The following is a 16,943-nucleotide window of genomic DNA, read 5'->3' on the forward strand; positions in this document are numbered from 1 at the left end:
GCCTTGTGTTTTTATCTGCCCGGTGTAAAATCTCGAGGATTTTATCTAAATTTGTTCTTATGAAAGGAAACAGATTATTTCATATATAATTATTATGGAAAGAATAGAACTAAATGAGTTTGAAATTGAGCTGGATGGACAGGTTGAGGTGTTCTTTTTGAATTCGGAGAAATACAATGGCTTGATTTATGAATTATTTAACGGGAGTGTAGTTTCCGAATTTGAAGTAGTCGATGGCTTCAAAAATGGATATGAAAAGATTTTTTCTGAAAATGGTATAATTGAAAGTGAGGCAATGTATAAAAAAGGCTTGCTTGACGGTTTAACAAAAAATTACTATGCAACCGGGAAATTGCATGAAGAGGCATTTTTTGAATTTGGAATATGTTTATGGCATAAATTATATGATGAAAATGGATATATGAAGGAGAAATTTAATATTGACAAAAAATCTTCTGATTATAAACTACTTGAAATATTTCGAAAAAATGAAACTGGCCGTTGATGTATATTATCACAATGATAGAGCTAAGGTTGTTGGGGGATTATTTAATGAATGGACAGACTCCTCTCCATCTGAAATAATTTCAACATATTTCTATGGCTTTTCTGAATACGAAACTGGATATTTTTATAAGAGAGAATTACCCTGTCTTTGTGAATTGTTTCGACAAATAGATAAAACAAAATTTGAAACAATTATTATTGATGGATACGTATATTTAAATAATCAAGGGAAAGCAGGTTTGGGATATTATTTATACGAACAATTAGGTATGCAGATACCAATAATTGGTGTTGCCAAAAGGCCATTCTATAACAATGATAAATTTGTAGCCGAAATATATCGAGGAAAGAGTCTGGCTCCATTATACATAACATCAATAGGAATAAATTTACAGGAGGCTTCTTCCTATATTAGAAATATGGCAGGCAAATATAGGATACCTAATATTCTTAAAGTTATTGATCAACAAACGAGGATAATAAGATAGTAACACTATAAAAATGGGTAATGCTCCAGACTGGGAGTTCTGATTGTAATAATCAGATAACCATTTGAAAATCTTGAAACAAAAGCTTAAAGGCAGGGATATTTTCCTTGCCTTTTGCTGTTTTTGTACCTAAAACCAACGGAAAAATAAGCATACGAGAAAGTTACAGAGCTTTATGCTTCGGAATGGGAGTTTGACGTCTACAGAAAAATTCGTACCTTCGCAGGACGTTCTTTGAATGATTGTCCGTTCCGCTATCAAGGGCAGTATGAAGACAGTGAAACAGGCCTGTATTACAACCGTTTCCGCTACTACTCACCCGATGAAGGGATGTATATCTCCCAAGACCCGATAGGGCTGGCGGGTGGTAATCCTACGTTGTATGGGTATGTTTTTGACCCGAACAGTTGGGTGGATGTGTTGGGATTGAGGTGTAAAAAGATTGTTATTGGGGAAGGTATGGATAGAGTAAAAAGTGCAGCAAAAAAGTATTCTGCCAAATGGTATCAAGCATGGTCTAAGAATTTTCCTAAGGGCCGAAACATGACACAAGAAGAACTTGCCGCAGCTATAAAAAGAAATGAAAGATGGATTAAATCAAAAATAAAACATGGTTATGAAATTATTGATATAGGAATAGACCCAGGGAGATCACATCGAAGTCCGTTTTATCAAAAAGAATTAGAGATAATTGATCGGTATAAATATCCAACAGTAAAAAAATAGCATGGAATACATCGATAAGGAAATAATTGTGAATTTGGGTAAAGAGATGTCTATTTTTCTGCATAAGTATTCTTTTGCATTAAGCAAGCAAGATATTTCTAAATATTCTTTCAGATATACTTACAGAAATAAAGACATGTATATTTTGCTGAAGGGAAGTTTTCTCCCTTATGATTATCCTCCATATCTTAATATCATAGCAGGTAAAGGAGAAGATGTTTTTCCCGAATGTGATATAAAGAGCGCCCCTCTATGGATGATTATTCGATATTTGACAAATTCCCATTATGCAAAAGAATATGATTTGAATTTAATTTCTAAAAGTGATTTTTTCGAAAAAATAAAATCAGATATGAAATGCTATTTGCAATCCTTTTTAAATGGAGACTTTGAAATGATTGAAAAAGCAAGAAAATGGTATGCAAATGAATTAGATTTAGATAATATTGGTGATAAATAATGCTCTATAATTGGGAGTTATATTTATAACAATCAGATAAACAGCCATAATTTTAATGCACAAGCGTAAAGGCAGGGATATTTTCCTTGCCTTTTGCTATTTTCACACTAAAACCAACGGAAAAATAAGCCGACGAGAAGGTTTCGGGGCTTTATGCTTCGGAATGAGAGTTTGACATCTACGGAAAAATTCGTACCTTCGCAGGACGTTCTTTGAATGATTGTCCGCTCCGTTACCAAGGGCAGTATGAAGACAGTGAAACAGGCCTGTATTACAACCGTTTCCGCTACTACTCACCAGAGACAGGTGCTTATATCTCCCAAGACCCGATAGGGCAGGCGGGAAATAATCTCACTATGTACGGTTATGTGAAAGGCGCAAACAAATTCACTCATATTTTTGGTTTATATACTTATTATCAACTAAAAGATGCTTCTGAAAATATTGTTTATCATGGAATAACAGACAACCCCCGTTAAAGGATGACTACTAAAACATACAAGAGATGGTAAAGTTTTTTAACCAAGTAAGTGGCATTGTTAAATTAATATAGGGCATCCTTCTTTTTACAATCTCACTGTTTTGATTATGAAAATGTTAAGCTTTGCAATATTCCCAAAAACTATAGCAACTTAACAATATCGATATTTTTATGTTGCATTTTTTCTCAGGCTCTCGACCATCAAGCGGGCGGCCTGCCGTGAGGCGCCGGGTTGCCCGAGAGCAGCGATCACGTGATCGTAGCCCTCTAACATTCGGGCACGATCTGCAGGGGCTTCGACGATGCGTTTCAGCTCAGCATAGATACGTTCGGCCGAAAATTTCGCCCCGAAAAGTTCAGACACGACTTCATGTCCGGCAATCAGGTTGACAAGCGAGATGTAGGGCACGTGGAAAAAACGCTCGAACACGAAATTAACGAGCCGTCCGCCCGAAACATAATAGCATACCACTTGCGGTACACGGAACAGGGCGGCTTCGAGTGTTGCCGTACCCGATGTGACCAGCGCAGCGCTTGCGTGCGAGAGCAGATTATATGTCTGTCCGTAGATGATCTTCGGCGTCGCTCTCTCGCCGAGGCAATTCCGGTAATCGTCGGCCGTCAGTCCGGGAGCGCCCGCTACAACGGCTTGGGAATCGGGAAATCGTGCGGCGACGTCAAGCATCACCGGAAGATTTTGACGGATCTCGTGGCGGCGACTTCCGGCGAGCAATGCCAGCACGGGTTGATCCGTCAGGCCGTGATCTTGCCGGAACGCATCGGGGCGGTCACGTTGCGCCTTCCGAAACGCGGCGACGGCATCGACCGTAGGATTCCCTACATAATCGACGGGATAGTCGAGCGACTTGAAGAAGTCGACCTCGAAAGGCAGGATGCAGAACATACGGTCTACGTAGCGACGAAACGACCGGATGCGGTACTTCTTCCAAGCCCATATCTTCGGCGAGATATAATAGTAGACAGGGATTTGCAACATTGTTTTGACAAATCGGGCGATTTTCAAGTTGAAGCCCGGATAGTCGACGAGCAGAACTACATCGGGGCAATACGCACGGATATCGTCACGGCAAAGGCGCATGTTCCACAGAATCGTAGGGGCATGCAGCAGCACGGGAATCACTCCCATGTACGCCATCTCGCGGTAATGCTTCACGAGCGTACCGCCGGCGGCCTGCATCAGGTCTCCTCCGAAAAAACGGAATTCCGCGTGCGGATCTTCCGCTTTCAGTGCGGCCATCAGGTTCGAGGCATGCAGATCGCCCGAGGCTTCACCGGCAATAAGATAGTATTTCATTGGAAACTAATTATCGATTTGCCAACCTTTCAGCGTTTCCATGAAAGCGTAATCGGTCACGTCGAGTTTGCAGGGAACGAGCGAGGCGTATTCTGCGTCGAGCATCCGCGTATCGTTGTCCGGAAAAATCGGTTCGTAGTTCAGAAACTCACCGGTGAGCCAGAATTGAGGATCCCCGTTCTCATCGTATGTCTGCCGGTATTCCTTGATCCATCGTCCGTCGGCCTGTCTGCAAATGGCCATGCCCCTGACCTTTGCTATGTTCGGCACGTTCAGGTTCAGATACGTACCGTGCGGCAATCCGCGTTGCAGCACCTCATTCGCAAGTTGCTGTGCCAGACGTACCGACTCGGAGAAATCAGCCTCCGGCCTGTATTGATACAGCGAGACGCCTATGGAGGGAATGTCGAGTGCACAACCTTCGACAACGGCCCCCATCGTTCCGGAGTAATGCACGCTGATGGCCTGATTGCCGCCATGGTTAATCCCTGACACGACGAGGTCGGGCTTACGATCGGCTACCTCGTTCAGATATAGTTTGACGCAATCGGTCGGTGTGCCTGTGCAACGGTAAACCGTCAGTCCTTCGGTGCGTTCGATACAGGTATAGGATATGGGAGTGCTCGTCGTGATGGCTGTCGACATGCCCGATCTAGGTCCGTCAGGCGCCATGACGACCACGTCGCCCAGCATGCGCAGACCGTCGGTCAGGGCGCGAATGCCCTGTGCTTCGATGCCATCGTCGTTCGTGACTAAAATCAACGCTTGTTTCTTCATGCTCTTCTTTTTTGTCGCCCGCAAAAATACGGAATTGTTAAATCATCCCCAAATTTGCATTTCACGCCGCATAAGCCTATCTTTATGCCCTCAACCGAATGTTCCATGCTCGATATACCGTTACATACCGTCGTCGGCCTGACGCTGTTCGTGCTGTACGCCATCTCCATTTTGGGACTGGTGCTTGTCGTGCTGCTGGAAAACCGGAACCCGCTGAAAACGATCTCATGGGTCATCGTCCTGCTGACGTTGCCGGGTATCGGGCTGATCTTTTACTTTTTTTTCGGACAGGATAACCGCCGGCAACGCATCATCTCGCGGCGCACTTACAAACGTATCATGAAGCCTCTGCATTCCGGAGTACCGGAGCAGGATAAGTGCGTTGTTTTGCCGGCTTATCAGCCTTTGGTGAAATTACTTAATCGTGACGATCATAACCCGCTGCTCTATGGGAGTTCCATAACGACCTATACAAACGGAACGGATAAGTTCACGGCGTTTATAAAGGCGTTGCGGGAGGCCCGTCATCATATCCATATACAATATTACATCTTTGCCGATGATGAAATCGGGAGACAGGTGAAGAACCTGCTTATGGCCAAAGCGCGTGAAGGTGTGCAGGTGCGTGTGCTGTATGACGATGTAGGGAGCTGGAATGTAAAGGAGAGATTTTTTCGGGAGATGAAGGCGGCGGGTATCGAGGTGTATGCGTTCCTACGGGTCGCTTTCCCTGTACTTACGAGCAAGGTTAACTACCGCAACCATCGAAAGATTGCTGTGATCGACGGCAAAATCGGTTTTATCGGTGGGATGAATATTGCCGATCGGTACATCAAGGGAGTGTCGTGGGGGGTATGGCGCGATACGCACTTCCGGATTGAGGGGAAAGGTGTTCACGGTTTGCAATCGGCGTTTCTGATCGACTGGTACGTGGTCAGCAAGCAACTGATCAAAGGTAAAGACTACTACCCCGACGAAGCCATCTTCGGCGATAACATCCTGCAAGTCATCGCCAGCGGACCTACCGGGCCATGGCGTACTTTGCTTCAGGCGGTTATCTTTTGCATTACGAATGCCAAAAAGTACCTCTATATTCAGACACCTTACTTCCTGCCTGCCGAAAGCATGAATCAGGCGCTCCAGACGGCCGCGCTGGGAGGTATCGATGTGCGGCTGATGCTACCCGAACATTCCGATACGCGGAGTGCTCATCTGGCGACTCATTCGTTCTTAGACGATATGCTTCGGGCCGGTGTCAAGGTTTATTTTTATAAGGCCGGTTTCCTGCACTCCAAACTGCTTTTGGTCGACGATGAGTTGGCGTGTATCGGCTCGGCGAACTTCGATTTCCGCAGCTTCGAGCACAATTTCGAGGTCAATGCCTTCATCTATCATCAGCCGTTTGCATTGGAAATGAAACAATTGTTTATGGATGATCTGAAAAACTGCGAAACGGTTTATCCCGCTCAATGGCTGAATCGTCCGCTGACCAAACGACTGATCGAATCGTTTATGCGTCTGTTCTCGCCTCTTCTCTGATGAAGAAGGAGAAATGTACGGAGCCGTAAACACGCTGCCGGCTGAAGCAGGGATATGCGGAAAAGTCGAACGTTTTGGGATGCTCCAGCACGAAGATACCGCCTTCGGAAAGAAGATGACCGTTCATCACAAGCTCCGGTAGCTTCGATAATTCCGGTAAGGCATACGGCGGATCGGCAAAGATGAAATCGAATGTCTGTTTCGGAGCGGAAGGCAGATAGCGGAACACATCGCCGCGAATCAGCTCGAGAGCGTCGGTTTTGAGTTCACCGGCCACCTTAGCGATAAATGCCGCATGTGCGCGGTTTGCCTCGACGGCCGTCACACGCCGACAGCCTCGCGACAGCAACTCGAACGAGATGCTCCCCGTGCCGGCAAACAGGTCGAGGGCAGTCATTCCTTCCCAGTCGATCAGGTTTTCGAGTACATTAAACAGATTTTCTTTGGCAAAATCGGTCGTCGGGCGGGCGCTGAACGACGAGGGTACCTGAAACCGGCGACGCCCGTAGATTCCTCTTATGATTCGCATCCCATCAACGCAATTATATCAGCCGGTATTTGTGCATCGGTCGGAACGGCTGCGGCTGGTAGATTCATCGGTTCGACCTGCATCAGGTAATTCCGAAGCGTATCGCGTATGTCGGAAAAGACCTCCGGTGCGGCCGAAAGAAAGAGCTGATCGTCGATCGGATTCAAGTCCAACTGCTTCCAAACATAAAGCAGATAGTACAGGATATCCGCACGGTCGTCGATACGAAACCCGTTAACGAACCGTAGAGCCCCCTTATCGAAGCATGCTGTGTCCATCCTGTCTTCCTGCAACACGGCATATAACTGTTTCGGATAAGCGACACGGCTCTGTTTTTTCCAGTGGAGCAGGAACGGAGCGACACCATGCACGAACGTCGCTTGCGGCTGCAACTGCAGAAAGAGCGTATGTATTTCGGGGTCGATTCCGAAGAGCAGTACGGCTTCGAGTTCCTTCAGGGATTGAAAGAGTGCCTTCTTGCCGGGTGAGGAGAACGTAAACGCCATCAATTGCTGTGTCCGGTCTTCTGCAAAGACTGCTTCGGGCACAAGGGTATAAGGATCTCGCGTACTTACGACTGATAGCTCCTTGTACGAATAAGAGAAAAACGGATGCTCGGAAGACAGTTCTTGTAACGCATATGCGTATGATTTGGAGCGGTCTAACTCGATAGACCGGTAGAGAAAACTCTCCGGTTGCGAAGGGATATACCCAACAAAAGAAAGTCCACCCGGCGACAGCCGGATAGACATTCTGTATTTTTCCGAATTATGAGCCGTTAACGTGTCAGAAACACGAAAGTTCATACCTCGACTTACTCCCAGTTACCGGCGTTGTTATTGATCTCCTTAACCGATCCAACCTTGAGTCCTTCATACCGTTTCATCTTGCGCATCTTGTCTTTCAGATTGGCAAGCTGCTGGCTGTTCAAATCGCTCAGATAGCTATCGTAAGGCACACGACATTCGAACACTTTCACCGTATATCCCGACGACGAAGGAAGCGTTGCCGTATCCATTTCGAACCGGGTATTGACTCCTGCAACCGGAATGAAAGCAAGCGAGTCTACATTGTAGTTAGCCCCGAACAACGTATCTTTGGCCAGCACCCACATCGTGTCACGTCTGAAGTTCTCCAGCCCGTTTTTAATTACCTCATCGTTCTTTCCGGTCTTGCGGGCTCTCTCAATGATCGCCACAGCTTTCTTTTCCGTCAAGCCCGACTCCAACTGTTCGTCAGACAAAACGCCTTCTTTCACGACAAACGGCAATTTTTCTTCTTTCAAGAATTTTCCCAACTCATCAAAATTTGCAGCATGTACTCCATGTCTGTTTTTGTACTCGATCTGCGCCTTGCGGATATCGATCAGCCGATGCTGAATAGCCGTTTCGCGGGCTTTTTGTTCAAGATCAAACTCAATCGGGCCCATCACGCTTCTGTAGCACATGTAAACCAGCAGCAAAGCTGCCACAACTAATAATACTTTCAGTGTAATTTTCATGTCGTATATTCGTTTTTTTATGATTTCGTTGCTGCAAATATAAAGAAGATTATTTAAAGCTGTAACTTTATCGCGAAAATAATTTCATATCCATGATTCATCGGTTTATTTTTCAACAGATTCTTAACGCTTTCCCTTACGAGCCCACAGCTGAACAACGTGAGGCAATCGATACGCTCTCGCATTTCCTGTCTTCTCCGGTGTCTGACGAGGTATTTCTACTGAAGGGATATGCCGGAACGGGGAAGACGTCGTTGCTCGGAGCCACGGTTAAGGCGCTGACGTCGTTGAAGCGGTCGGTCGTTTTGCTGGCACCTACCGGACGGGCGGCGAAAGTATTTTCGGAATATGCGGGACGCAATGCGTTGACGATCCACCGAAAAATCTATCGACAGAAAACGTTTTCGAACGAGTTTTCCGGGTTTTCATTAGCTCCCAACCTGCATCACGATACGTTGTTTATTATCGACGAGGCATCCATGATTTCGAACGATGATGCCGGCATGGCTTCGTTCGGCAGCGGGAGGCTGCTCGATGACCTGATTCGCTATGTCTACAACGGCAGGGGATGCAAGCTGATTCTGCTCGGCGATGGCGCGCAGCTTCCACCGGTCTCGCAAAGCGAAAGTCCGGCCATGAATGCGGACTACCTGAGAGGCTATTCGTTAGATGTACGGGAGTATTCGCTTACGCAGGTTGTGCGGCAGGATAAAGATTCCGGTATTCTTTTCAATGCGACGCTGATCCGTGACAGCCTGCGCCGGAAGCAAATCGACCGGTATCCCGTCCTTCGGATCGATGGGTTCGAAGATCTTCGCAAGGTGAACGGCGAAGAGCTGATCGAAGAACTGGCATCGGCCTACAGTCGCGACGGGGCGGACGAGACAATCGTGATCTGTCGCTCCAACAAACGGGCGACGCTTTATAATAATGGTATAAGAAACCGGATCCTGTACAAGGAGGAAGAGATATCGTCCGGTGACCGCTTGATGGTGGTACGAAATAATTACTTCTGGACGTCGTCCTGTAAAACGATGGATTTCATTGCCAGCGGCGAGATGGTCGAAGTATTGCGCGTGCGCCGTACGATCGAGATGTACGGTTTCCGTTTTTGCGATGTCTCGTTACGGTTTGAGGACTACGATCTGGAGATCGAACTGCGTATCTTGCTCGACACACTGCAAACCGACACGCCGGCGCTGCCAAAAGAACAATACGATCGACTCTTTTACAGCGTACTGGAAGATTATGCCGACGAGCCCACGAAAGCGACGAAAATGAAGAAAATGAAAGTCGACCCCTACTATAATGCCGTGCAGGTGAAATATGCGTATGCCGTCACCTGCCATAAGGCACAGGGAGGACAGTGGCGGAATGTTTTTCTGGATATCGGCTATATGACGAAAGAAATGCTGGGCGAAGATTTCTACCGGTGGCTCTATACCGCCTTCACCCGCGCCACCCATCGGCTGTATCTGGTCAACCTCCCTAAAGAATTTGAAGAAGAGGGGGAATAGTAGTTAATGTAGGAGCGAACAAAACGTGGATTAATTTTGTTTTGGTGATGATATGATAAGGATAATATTTACTTTTGCACCTTCTTTCCAAAAGAAGATGGACTTATGACTGATAAAGAACAATTAACGCAACTGACAAGCCATATCCGGAAGTTAGTCGAACTGACCGAACAGATACGCGAGACGGAGATCTATCCGGTCTCTTTCTTTAGTGAGGCTTTTGATTTGACACATAAAATACAAGACCATCTCCATGCGATGGAAGTGAGTCAGATCGAACTGTTCGATCAGAAGATACGCGAACATCAGGCGCAAATTTCATCTGTTGACCGACCGGTAAGACGAGTAGCTGCCGACCCCTCGGAGGCGATTCATCCTCCGATACCTGCTTCCGACGAACTGCCATCTGCCCCATCTGGCCCGCCGGCTCCGGTAAGCCGTAACACAGCCCCGCCGGCAGCGTCTTCTTCTTTTCGCGAAAAGGCGGAAACGTCGCTGAACGACAAGATGGAAAAAGCTAAATTGACCGATTTGCGCAAGGCTTTTACGCTGAACGACCGCTTTCGCTTCTGCCGAGAACTGTTCGGCGGCGACGAACAACGGATGAATCGTGTGGTCAATGAGTTGAACGAAACCTATTCGTACGAAACATCATTGACTCATCTGAAGAGCGTGACAGACTGGGACTTCGAAAACGATTCGGTGCTCGACTTTCTCAAACTCGTAGAACGTCGGTTTCTGTAAAAGCGTCGCGTCATGGCCAAACTGTATATTGTACCTACTCCGGTCGGAAACCTCGAAGATATGACGTTTCGCGCGGTACGGATTCTCAAAGAAGCCGATCTGATTTTGGCCGAAGATACGCGAACGAGCAGCGTCTTGCTTAAACATTACGAGATACGGAACCGGGTGCAGTCGCATCATAAGTTTAACGAACACCGGACAGTGAAAGAGATTGCCGAACGGGTGATGGCCGGCGAAAATATCGCGCTGATCTCCGATGCGGGCACACCGGGCATCTCCGATCCGGGGTTTATGCTCGTGCGCGAATGCGTCCGTCAGGGCGCGGAGGTGGAATGTTTGCCGGGCGCTACGGCCTTCGTGCCGGCGCTCGTAGTCTCGGGACTGCCGACCGACCGCTTTTGTTTCGAAGGATTCCTGCCGCCGAAGAAAGGGCGACAGACACGTCTGCGTGCACTGGCCGCCGAAGAGCGCAGCATCGTCCTGTACGAATCGCCTTACCGGATCGTCAAAACATTGACGCAACTGGTCGAATTCTTCGGGAAGGAACGGCAAGTTTCCGTCTCGCGTGAACTGTCGAAACGTTTCGAAGAGACATGCAGGGGAACACTTGAAGAACTGATTTCTTACTTTTCCGTGAACGAACCGAAAGGGGAATTTGTTATAATAGTGTCCGGCGCTGGAGCGTCGGGCAAAGAAAATGAACATAACGTATAATTATTTTATTCAATTCAAAATGAAAAAAGTTATATTATTTATCATTAGTGCAATGATATGGACTTCGTGTGTGGAGAATTCGGCCGAGTACAAAAAGCTGAAAAGTGAAAACGAGATGCTCAAAGCCGAAAAAGCGCAGAGTACGACTGAACTGAACGAAATGCTCTCGACGCTGAACGATATCCAAACCGATATTCAGGCGATTCGGGAAGCCGAGAACTATTTGGCTATCGAGCAGTCGGATGGAGAGCTGAATCCGAACAAAAAAGAGCAGATCAAGCAAAATATGCGCTTGATTGCCGAAACGCTGAAGAACAATAAGACGCAACTGAGCGAATTGCAGGAGAAGCTGAAGAAAAGCAACATCCAGTCATCGGCCTTGCAGAAAACAATCGACCGGCTCTCGTCCGAACTGAATCAGAAAGCCACGATGATCGCTGCCTTGCAGGAAGATTTGGCGAAGAAGGATATTCGTATTCAGGAATTGGATGAACTTGTGACGAGCCTGAACGAAAACGTGGAGAACCTGTCGGTAACCACAGCTGCGCAGTCGCAAAAAATTACCGAGCAGGACCAACAGCTGCACAGAGCTTACTACTGCTTCGGCACGAAAAAAGAACTCAAAGAGCAGCAGATCCTCACGGGAGGTGGCCTCTTCTCCAAGAGTAAGGCGTTGCAGGGCAACTTCAATGAAGATTATTTTATCCCGATTGATACGCGCGAAGTAACGTCTATACAATTGTATGCCCGCAAAGCAACCGTGCGCTCCAATCACCCCGACCGCTCCTACAAGTTAGATAAAGACGGCGATGGCAATTTAGTGCTGAACATTCTCGATCCGAAAGTCTTCTGGAGCCTGAGCAAGCATCTGGTGGTGGAAGTAGGATGAGAATAGGTTACAAGTCCCTGTTTTTCGACTTGGACGACACCTTGTGGGATACGTACCACAACAACAAAGAATGTCTCGAAGAAATCTATGTCGATTATCAGTTCGACCGGCATTATGATTCCTTCGAGATGTTCTTTGCTCGCTATATGCCCCATAACCTGAAACTCTGGGAGCAATACCGGAATCATGAAATAGACCGCCAAACACTGATCCTCGAACGGTTGCTGTACATGCTTCGGCCGATGGGGATAAACGATGTGGACTTCACGCTCAAGCTGAACCGTGACTTTCTGGAACGTACCACGCGGAAAACGAGACTCGTTCCCGGCGCCATCGAACTGCTCGAATATTTGCGCCCTTTCTACCGCATGTTCATCCTGTCCAACGGATTCAGGGAAGTGCAACAGCTCAAGATGGAGAACTCGGGACTCGCGCCGTACTTCGAACGGCTGATCCTCTCGGAAGATGTGGGAATCCAGAAACCGCACCGCGAGATTTTCGATTATGCCCTCCGCTGCACGAACTCGCGACGCCATGAGTCGCTGATGATCGGCGACAGTTGGGAGGCCGATATCGAAGGAAGCTATCGGTCGAAAATCGATCAACTCTGGCTCAACCCTGAACGTTTGCCGATACATGGCTTCGTACCTACGTTTAATGTACGTTCGTTAGCCGAAATACAGGGCCTTTTGTAGATCGGCCGTGTTTGCTAAAAAGGCTTTATCACACCGTTTATTTATTAAATAATACTAAACACAGGTCGATTTATTATGTTGTAAAACATATTTTCCAGAAAAGTGCGTATCTTTGCACCGTGATTTTAATAGAAAAAGAATGATGAAAATGATTGCAAACAAACAGAACTTGCGTGAATTGGCCATGTTACAATATCAGGCCGATAAGTATCGCTTGGCTGGCAATGGATTTATGTGTCAGCATTTGAATTCCCAGATCCGCAAATTGCAGGAAAAACTGATGCTGGTAGAAGGGAATTGATGGGGAAACGTCCTCGTCCCCCCATAACATTACAGAGAGGACAAATAGTTATACATTTAGGTTATCACCGCAGCGGAATTTCTCCGCTGCCATTCAGCGATGAAGGGTTTGAATTCGGAACACGCCGGATTACGAATCCTTTTTTTATTTTCATCCTTTCGCCCCCTCCTGTATGCGGGAATCGATATTATCATGTACATTTGCTTCCTAAAACAAGAATATGAAACCAACATCCCCACTTCGTCCCATAATGTTTGCCGGCACCGGAAGCGATGTCGGGAAAAGCGTGATCGCGGCTGCTTTCTGCCGGATATTCCTGCAGGACGGATATCGCCCTGCTCCTTTTAAAGCGCAGAATATGGCGCTCAACTCGTTCGTGACGGCCGACGGGCTGGAGCTCGGACGCGCGCAGGCGGTACAGGCCGAAGCGGCCGGCATACCGTGTCATACGGATATGAACCCGCTCCTGCTCAAACCGTCGGGCGACTGCACCTCGCAGGTCGTGCTGCACGGACGCCCTACCGGCAATCAGAACGCGCGGTCGTACTTCCGCAAAGAGGGACGCGCGGAGCTGGAGCACGAAGTGCATCTGGCCTTCGATCGTTTGGCAGCACGGTATAACCCTGTCGTGATGGAAGGGGCGGGGAGCATCTCGGAACTGAACCTGCGACAAGTCGATCTCGTGAATCTCCCGATGGCACGGTATGCCGACGCAGCCGTTATCCTCGTGGCCGATATCGACCGGGGCGGCGTGTTTGCGAGCGTGTACGGCTCCATCATGCTGCAGAGCGAAGAAGACCGGCGCCGCATCAAAGGCATCCTGATCAATAAGTTTCGGGGCGATATGAGCCTCTTCGCCGATGGCGCGAAAATGATCGAAGAGCTGTGCGGTATCCCTGTGGTCGGTATTGTGCCTTATTTCAACGATATCTACATCGAAGAGGAGGACAGCGTCGTGCTGCGCACGAAAAAACGAGAGTCCGAAGAGGGGAAGATCAATGTGGCCGTCGTGCTGCTGCGGCATTTGAGCAACTTTACCGATTTCGATACACTCGAACGCGATCCACGCGTGCATCTATTCTATACGAATAATACGGACGAACTCCGCAAGGCCGACATCATCCTGCTTCCCGGCACGAAGAATACGCTTTCCGATCTTTCCGAACTGCGCCGCAACGGCGTGGCACAGGCCATTATCCGCGCCCATCGCGACGGCACGACGGTGATGGGCATCTGCGGCGGCTATCAGATGATGGGGCGCGAGGTGTGCGACCCCGATCATGTCGAAGGCGATATTGAACGGCTGCCCGGTCTCGGCCTGCTGCCCGTAACGACCCGGCTGACGAAAGAGAAAACGACGAGACAGGTCGTGTTCCGCATGACCGGCGATGATCACCAATGCCACGGATACGAGGTACACATGGGAGAAACGACGCCCGAGCCTCAGGCGAAGGTCGAACCGCTGACCCGCTCCGAGACGGAAGATAACGGATGCCTCGCCGGTCGCCGATGTATGGGGACATATATCCACGGAATCCTCGACAATGCCGCGGCCATCGATTTTCTGCTCGAACCGTTTGTCGATAAGGCCGCAGCCCGTACAACGTTCGATCACGCAGCGTTCAAGAACGAGCAGTACGACAGGCTTGCCGCTCACGTGCGCCGACACGTTGATATGGAGCGAATTTACGCTATCATGAGGAGAGAAGTGTAAATCGCAGCCATCACCCCGACGGTCACGATCTCCGCACGGCTTGCGATGGCGACCGAGCGGCGCATATCGTCCGTCGTCAGTTCGCGCGGGTTTGCGCCGATATACGGTTTCTCGACACGCTTCCCGAAATAATCGTGCGCACCGCCGAAACGGCAGTCGAGGATTCCGGCCAGTGCCGCCTCGGGATAGCCTGCGTTCGGACTTAGATGTTGCCGGCCGTACCTTTTGACGAAAGAGAAGAGCGAAAGCTTTCCGCTAACGAGAATCATCAGGGCTGCCGTCAGTCGCGCGGGAATGAAGTTGGCCGCATCGTCGATGCGCGCAGCCGCACGACCGAACAAACCGTACCGTTCGTTCCGGTAGCCGATCATCGAATCGAGCGTATTGACCATTTTATAGGCAACCATTCCCGGCACGCCGAGCAGCATGTACCAGAACAACGGCGCAATGACGCCGTCGCTCAGGTTCTCGGCTAACGTTTCCAGCGCCGCAGCACGTACCTCCTGAGGCGAGAGAGCGGAAGTATCGCGTCCGACGATACGGGCAACCTGCCGTCGTCCTTCTTCGACCGAGCGGTCGCAGGCGCGAAAGACTTCGCGCACCTCGCGAATCAGAGTCGTGCCCGCCAGACAATAGAAGACGAGCACCGAAGCGACGGCGATACCGGCCCACGCATTCAGGCAGAGCGCACCGTGCACGATTGACCATGCGGCGCCATACGCCGACAGGATCAGCCCGACAGCGAAGCCCCCCCCTTTCATCGCACGACGCTTCCCGCGGTTCAGCGACCGTTCGCCCCAAGCGATCAGTCGCCCGAAACCCACGATCGGATGCGGTAACCGCAGCGGATCGCCGAACGCCTTATCGAGCAGCCAGCCGGCGATAAGAGGGATCAGAAGAAGGCCGCTTGTTTCCATTCGTCGAGTGCGTGGATGAGTCGGTCGTTATCTTCGGGCGTCTGCGTCGCGATGCGGATGAAAGTCTCGTCAAGCCCTTCAAAGTTCGAGGCGTCGCGTATCAAGATACCGTGCGTATCGAGCAGGTATTTTTTCAGCGCGGGCGCGTTCCCGGTCCGTAGCCGTGCGAGGAAGAAGTGGGTATCCGTAGGCCAGATGTCTGCGATCTTCAGTGCAGACAGCGCGTCGGTCAGGCGCTTCGTCTCGCCCAGCAGCGCGTCGATCGGCGGTTGCAGCGGTGGGGTATGCTCCAGAAAATACTCCCCGGCCTCGATGGCCAGCGCATTGACCGACCATGGCATACGCTGTACACGTATCCGGTCAGACAGTGCCCGGCAGGCGGTAAGGCATCCTAACCGTAGTCCCGGCACGGCATAGCGCTTCGTGGCTGAATGCAGCAAAATCACGTGCGGCATGGCAGCGGCTTCGGCAGCGGTGAACAGCGGCGCGCAAGTAAAGGGGGCGTAGCTCTGGTCGATGACGAAACAAACCGACGGATGCGCCTCGATCAGCTTCGAGAGTAAATGTTTTGTACGCGCTTCGCCTGTCGGGTTGTTCGGATTGCACAACCAGACAAGGTCTGCCCGGTCGTCGATGCCCTCGGCGGTAAAGATCGCCTTGACCGTGTGTCCGTGCATCCGGCAGGCATCGGCATATTCGCTGAACGTCGGTTGCCAAATATAACTGCGGGCGTGCCGAAAAGCCTGCGCAATAAGATAAATAGCCTCGGTTGCGCCGTTTGTCACACACACCTCGCCGGGATGCAGACCATGCGCGGAAGCCCACTTGGCCTCGAGCGTAAGAGGTTCCGGTTCGGGATAGCTCGACAGCCGATCCATCCGCGCCGTAAGATGTTCCCGCAGCCCCGATAAATCCGCAGCTCCGAAAATATTTGAACTGAAATTACTTCTGACTGCCTGTGAGCAGTTATACATGTCGTCTCCGTGTCCGTGTAGCATAATTGACCGATAAAAACTAGAGGACAAAAGTAAGAAATTTTGCCTGTCGCATAGGACTGTTATGTCTCGAAATACGTACCTTTCCTCTAAAACGTATTTTGTGAGTTTGCTTAGATTGCTGTTCAATCCCT

General features: G+C 49.2%; 19 protein-coding genes and 1 pseudogene. 13 read left to right on the plus strand and 7 right to left on the minus strand.

The genetic code is table 11. The features are described from left to right. Positions 1 to 94 precede the first annotated feature (94 nt). From ACTTKA_RS10470 to ACTTKA_RS10490, 5 genes and pseudogenes are all read left to right on the plus strand, one after another. The gene (locus ACTTKA_RS10470) at positions 95 to 505 is read left to right on the plus strand and encodes a toxin-antitoxin system YwqK family antitoxin (RefSeq protein ID WP_442724996.1); all 411 of its coding nucleotides are present in this window, start codon (positions 95 to 97) and stop codon (positions 503 to 505) included. Beyond that, positions 489 to 995, plus strand: a complete 507-nt coding sequence (locus ACTTKA_RS10475; protein ID WP_442724997.1) for an endonuclease V — start codon at positions 489 to 491, stop codon at positions 993 to 995. The genes ACTTKA_RS10470 and ACTTKA_RS10475 overlap by 17 nt, the downstream gene beginning before the upstream one ends. A 195-nt stretch (positions 996 to 1,190) precedes the next feature. After that, positions 1,191 to 1,425: pseudogene (locus ACTTKA_RS10480) on the plus strand (RHS repeat-associated core domain-containing protein); the annotation flags it as partial. A gap of 297 nt (positions 1,426 to 1,722) precedes the next feature. After that, positions 1,723 to 2,181: a hypothetical protein gene (locus tag ACTTKA_RS10485; protein WP_442724998.1), complete on the plus strand. Its 459-nt coding sequence runs from the start codon at positions 1,723 to 1,725 to the stop codon at positions 2,179 to 2,181. Positions 2,182 to 2,357: 176 nt separating this feature from the next. Further along, a complete protein-coding gene (locus ACTTKA_RS10490) occupies positions 2,358 to 2,660 on the plus strand; it encodes an RHS repeat-associated core domain-containing protein (protein WP_442725011.1) in 303 nt (100 codons plus the stop codon). A gap of 171 nt (positions 2,661 to 2,831) precedes the next feature. Here ACTTKA_RS10490 and lpxB read toward each other — a convergent pair whose 3' ends face one another. Together lpxB and surE are read right to left on the minus strand one after the other, a co-directional pair. Then, a complete protein-coding gene (gene lpxB / locus ACTTKA_RS10495; RefSeq protein WP_442724999.1) occupies positions 2,832 to 3,977 on the minus strand; it encodes a lipid-A-disaccharide synthase in 1,146 nt (381 codons plus the stop codon). Between the two features lie 6 nt (positions 3,978 to 3,983). After that, on the minus strand, positions 3,984 to 4,754 hold the full coding sequence (gene surE / locus ACTTKA_RS10500) for a 5'/3'-nucleotidase SurE (RefSeq protein ID WP_442725000.1): 771 nt from the start codon (positions 4,752 to 4,754) through the stop codon (positions 3,984 to 3,986). A 105-nt stretch (positions 4,755 to 4,859) separates the two neighbouring features. On the opposite strand from surE, the gene cls reads away from it, so the two are divergent. Beyond that, entirely contained in the window at positions 4,860 to 6,293 is a 1,434-nt protein-coding gene (gene cls, locus ACTTKA_RS10505) for a cardiolipin synthase (RefSeq protein WP_442725012.1), read from the plus strand. Here the strand turns inward: cls and ACTTKA_RS10510 are convergent. Genes ACTTKA_RS10510 through ACTTKA_RS10520 form a run of 3 tightly spaced genes read right to left on the minus strand, consistent with a single transcriptional unit; the run spans position 6,265 to position 8,323 of the window. Beyond that, positions 6,265 to 6,822: an RsmD family RNA methyltransferase gene (locus tag ACTTKA_RS10510; RefSeq protein ID WP_442725001.1), complete on the minus strand. Its 558-nt coding sequence runs from the start codon at positions 6,820 to 6,822 to the stop codon at positions 6,265 to 6,267. The genes cls and ACTTKA_RS10510 overlap by 29 nt on opposite strands. After that, entirely contained in the window at positions 6,810 to 7,628 is an 819-nt protein-coding gene (locus tag ACTTKA_RS10515; RefSeq protein WP_442725002.1) for a DUF3822 family protein, read from the minus strand. The genes ACTTKA_RS10510 and ACTTKA_RS10515 overlap by 13 nt, the downstream gene beginning before the upstream one ends. A gap of 8 nt (positions 7,629 to 7,636) precedes the next feature. Then, positions 7,637 to 8,323 carry a hypothetical protein gene (locus ACTTKA_RS10520; RefSeq protein ID WP_442725003.1) on the minus strand — a complete coding sequence of 229 codons (687 nt, stop codon included), beginning with the start codon at positions 8,321 to 8,323 and terminating at the stop codon, positions 7,637 to 7,639. A 92-nt stretch (positions 8,324 to 8,415) separates the two neighbouring features. Between ACTTKA_RS10520 and ACTTKA_RS10525 the strand changes: the two genes are divergently transcribed. The 7 genes from ACTTKA_RS10525 (at position 8,416) to ACTTKA_RS10555 (ending at position 14,897) form a co-directional block, all read left to right on the plus strand. Then, positions 8,416 to 9,840, plus strand: a complete 1,425-nt coding sequence (locus ACTTKA_RS10525) for an ATP-dependent DNA helicase (RefSeq protein ID WP_442725004.1) — start codon at positions 8,416 to 8,418, stop codon at positions 9,838 to 9,840. A 105-nt stretch (positions 9,841 to 9,945) separates the two neighbouring features. After that, a complete protein-coding gene (locus ACTTKA_RS10530) occupies positions 9,946 to 10,584 on the plus strand; it encodes a hypothetical protein (protein ID WP_442725005.1) in 639 nt (212 codons plus the stop codon). Between the two features lie 12 nt (positions 10,585 to 10,596). Next, positions 10,597 to 11,298: a 16S rRNA (cytidine(1402)-2'-O)-methyltransferase gene (gene rsmI, locus ACTTKA_RS10535; RefSeq protein WP_442725006.1), complete on the plus strand. Its 702-nt coding sequence runs from the start codon at positions 10,597 to 10,599 to the stop codon at positions 11,296 to 11,298. A 19-nt stretch (positions 11,299 to 11,317) separates the two neighbouring features. After that, positions 11,318 to 12,187, plus strand: coding sequence for a hypothetical protein (locus tag ACTTKA_RS10540; RefSeq protein ID WP_442714000.1), 870 nt, complete (start codon positions 11,318 to 11,320; stop codon positions 12,185 to 12,187). Positions 12,188 to 12,189: 2 nt separating this feature from the next. Beyond that, positions 12,190 to 12,882, plus strand: a complete 693-nt coding sequence (locus ACTTKA_RS10545; protein ID WP_442725013.1) for a YjjG family noncanonical pyrimidine nucleotidase — start codon at positions 12,190 to 12,192, stop codon at positions 12,880 to 12,882. A 139-nt stretch (positions 12,883 to 13,021) separates the two neighbouring features. Beyond that, positions 13,022 to 13,183, plus strand: coding sequence for a hypothetical protein (locus tag ACTTKA_RS10550; protein ID WP_442725007.1), 162 nt, complete (start codon positions 13,022 to 13,024; stop codon positions 13,181 to 13,183). Between the two features lie 220 nt (positions 13,184 to 13,403). Next, the gene (locus ACTTKA_RS10555) at positions 13,404 to 14,897 is read left to right on the plus strand and encodes a cobyric acid synthase (RefSeq protein ID WP_442725008.1); all 1,494 of its coding nucleotides are present in this window, start codon (positions 13,404 to 13,406) and stop codon (positions 14,895 to 14,897) included. Here the strand turns inward: ACTTKA_RS10555 and cbiB are convergent. Both cbiB and ACTTKA_RS10565 read right to left on the minus strand, forming a co-directional pair. Further along, a complete protein-coding gene (cbiB, locus tag ACTTKA_RS10560; RefSeq protein WP_442725009.1) occupies positions 14,870 to 15,814 on the minus strand; it encodes an adenosylcobinamide-phosphate synthase CbiB in 945 nt (314 codons plus the stop codon). The genes ACTTKA_RS10555 and cbiB overlap by 28 nt on opposite strands. Beyond that, complete coding sequence (locus tag ACTTKA_RS10565) at positions 15,790 to 16,812, minus strand: threonine-phosphate decarboxylase (protein WP_442725010.1); 1,023 nt, start codon at positions 16,810 to 16,812, stop codon at positions 15,790 to 15,792. The genes cbiB and ACTTKA_RS10565 overlap by 25 nt, the downstream gene beginning before the upstream one ends. Between the last annotated feature and the right edge of the window lie 131 nt (positions 16,813 to 16,943).

Origin of the sequence: Tannerella sp. (assembly GCF_052170195.1) — a bacterium.
GTDB lineage: Bacteria > Bacteroidota > Bacteroidia > Bacteroidales > Tannerellaceae > Tannerella.

Excerpts from the sequence above, each read along its gene's own strand:
- ACTTKA_RS10470 (WP_442724996.1), top strand. The coding sequence starts at position 95 with ATGGAAAGAATAGAACTAAATGAGTTTGAAATTGAGCTGGATGGACAG.
- ACTTKA_RS10475 (WP_442724997.1), top strand. The coding sequence starts at position 489 with ATGAAACTGGCCGTTGATGTATATTATCACAATGATAGAGCTAAGGTT.
- ACTTKA_RS10485 (WP_442724998.1), top strand. The coding sequence starts at position 1,723 with ATGGAATACATCGATAAGGAAATAATTGTGAATTTGGGTAAAGAGATG.
- lpxB (WP_442724999.1), bottom strand. The coding sequence starts at position 3,977 with ATGAAATACTATCTTATTGCCGGTGAAGCCTCGGGCGATCTGCATGCC.
- surE (WP_442725000.1), bottom strand. The coding sequence starts at position 4,754 with ATGAAGAAACAAGCGTTGATTTTAGTCACGAACGACGATGGCATCGAA.
- cls (WP_442725012.1), top strand. The coding sequence starts at position 4,860 with ATGCTCGATATACCGTTACATACCGTCGTCGGCCTGACGCTGTTCGTG.
- ACTTKA_RS10510 (WP_442725001.1), bottom strand. The coding sequence starts at position 6,822 with ATGCGAATCATAAGAGGAATCTACGGGCGTCGCCGGTTTCAGGTACCC.
- ACTTKA_RS10515 (WP_442725002.1), bottom strand. The coding sequence starts at position 7,628 with ATGAACTTTCGTGTTTCTGACACGTTAACGGCTCATAATTCGGAAAAA.
- ACTTKA_RS10520 (WP_442725003.1), bottom strand. The coding sequence starts at position 8,323 with ATGAAAATTACACTGAAAGTATTATTAGTTGTGGCAGCTTTGCTGCTG.
- ACTTKA_RS10525 (WP_442725004.1), top strand. The coding sequence starts at position 8,416 with ATGATTCATCGGTTTATTTTTCAACAGATTCTTAACGCTTTCCCTTAC.
- ACTTKA_RS10530 (WP_442725005.1), top strand. The coding sequence starts at position 9,946 with ATGACTGATAAAGAACAATTAACGCAACTGACAAGCCATATCCGGAAG.
- rsmI (WP_442725006.1), top strand. The coding sequence starts at position 10,597 with ATGGCCAAACTGTATATTGTACCTACTCCGGTCGGAAACCTCGAAGAT.
- ACTTKA_RS10540 (WP_442714000.1), top strand. The coding sequence starts at position 11,318 with ATGAAAAAAGTTATATTATTTATCATTAGTGCAATGATATGGACTTCG.
- ACTTKA_RS10550 (WP_442725007.1), top strand. The coding sequence starts at position 13,022 with ATGATGAAAATGATTGCAAACAAACAGAACTTGCGTGAATTGGCCATG.
- ACTTKA_RS10555 (WP_442725008.1), top strand. The coding sequence starts at position 13,404 with ATGAAACCAACATCCCCACTTCGTCCCATAATGTTTGCCGGCACCGGA.
- cbiB (WP_442725009.1), bottom strand. The coding sequence starts at position 15,814 with ATGGAAACAAGCGGCCTTCTTCTGATCCCTCTTATCGCCGGCTGGCTG.
- ACTTKA_RS10565 (WP_442725010.1), bottom strand. The coding sequence starts at position 16,812 with ATGCTACACGGACACGGAGACGACATGTATAACTGCTCACAGGCAGTC.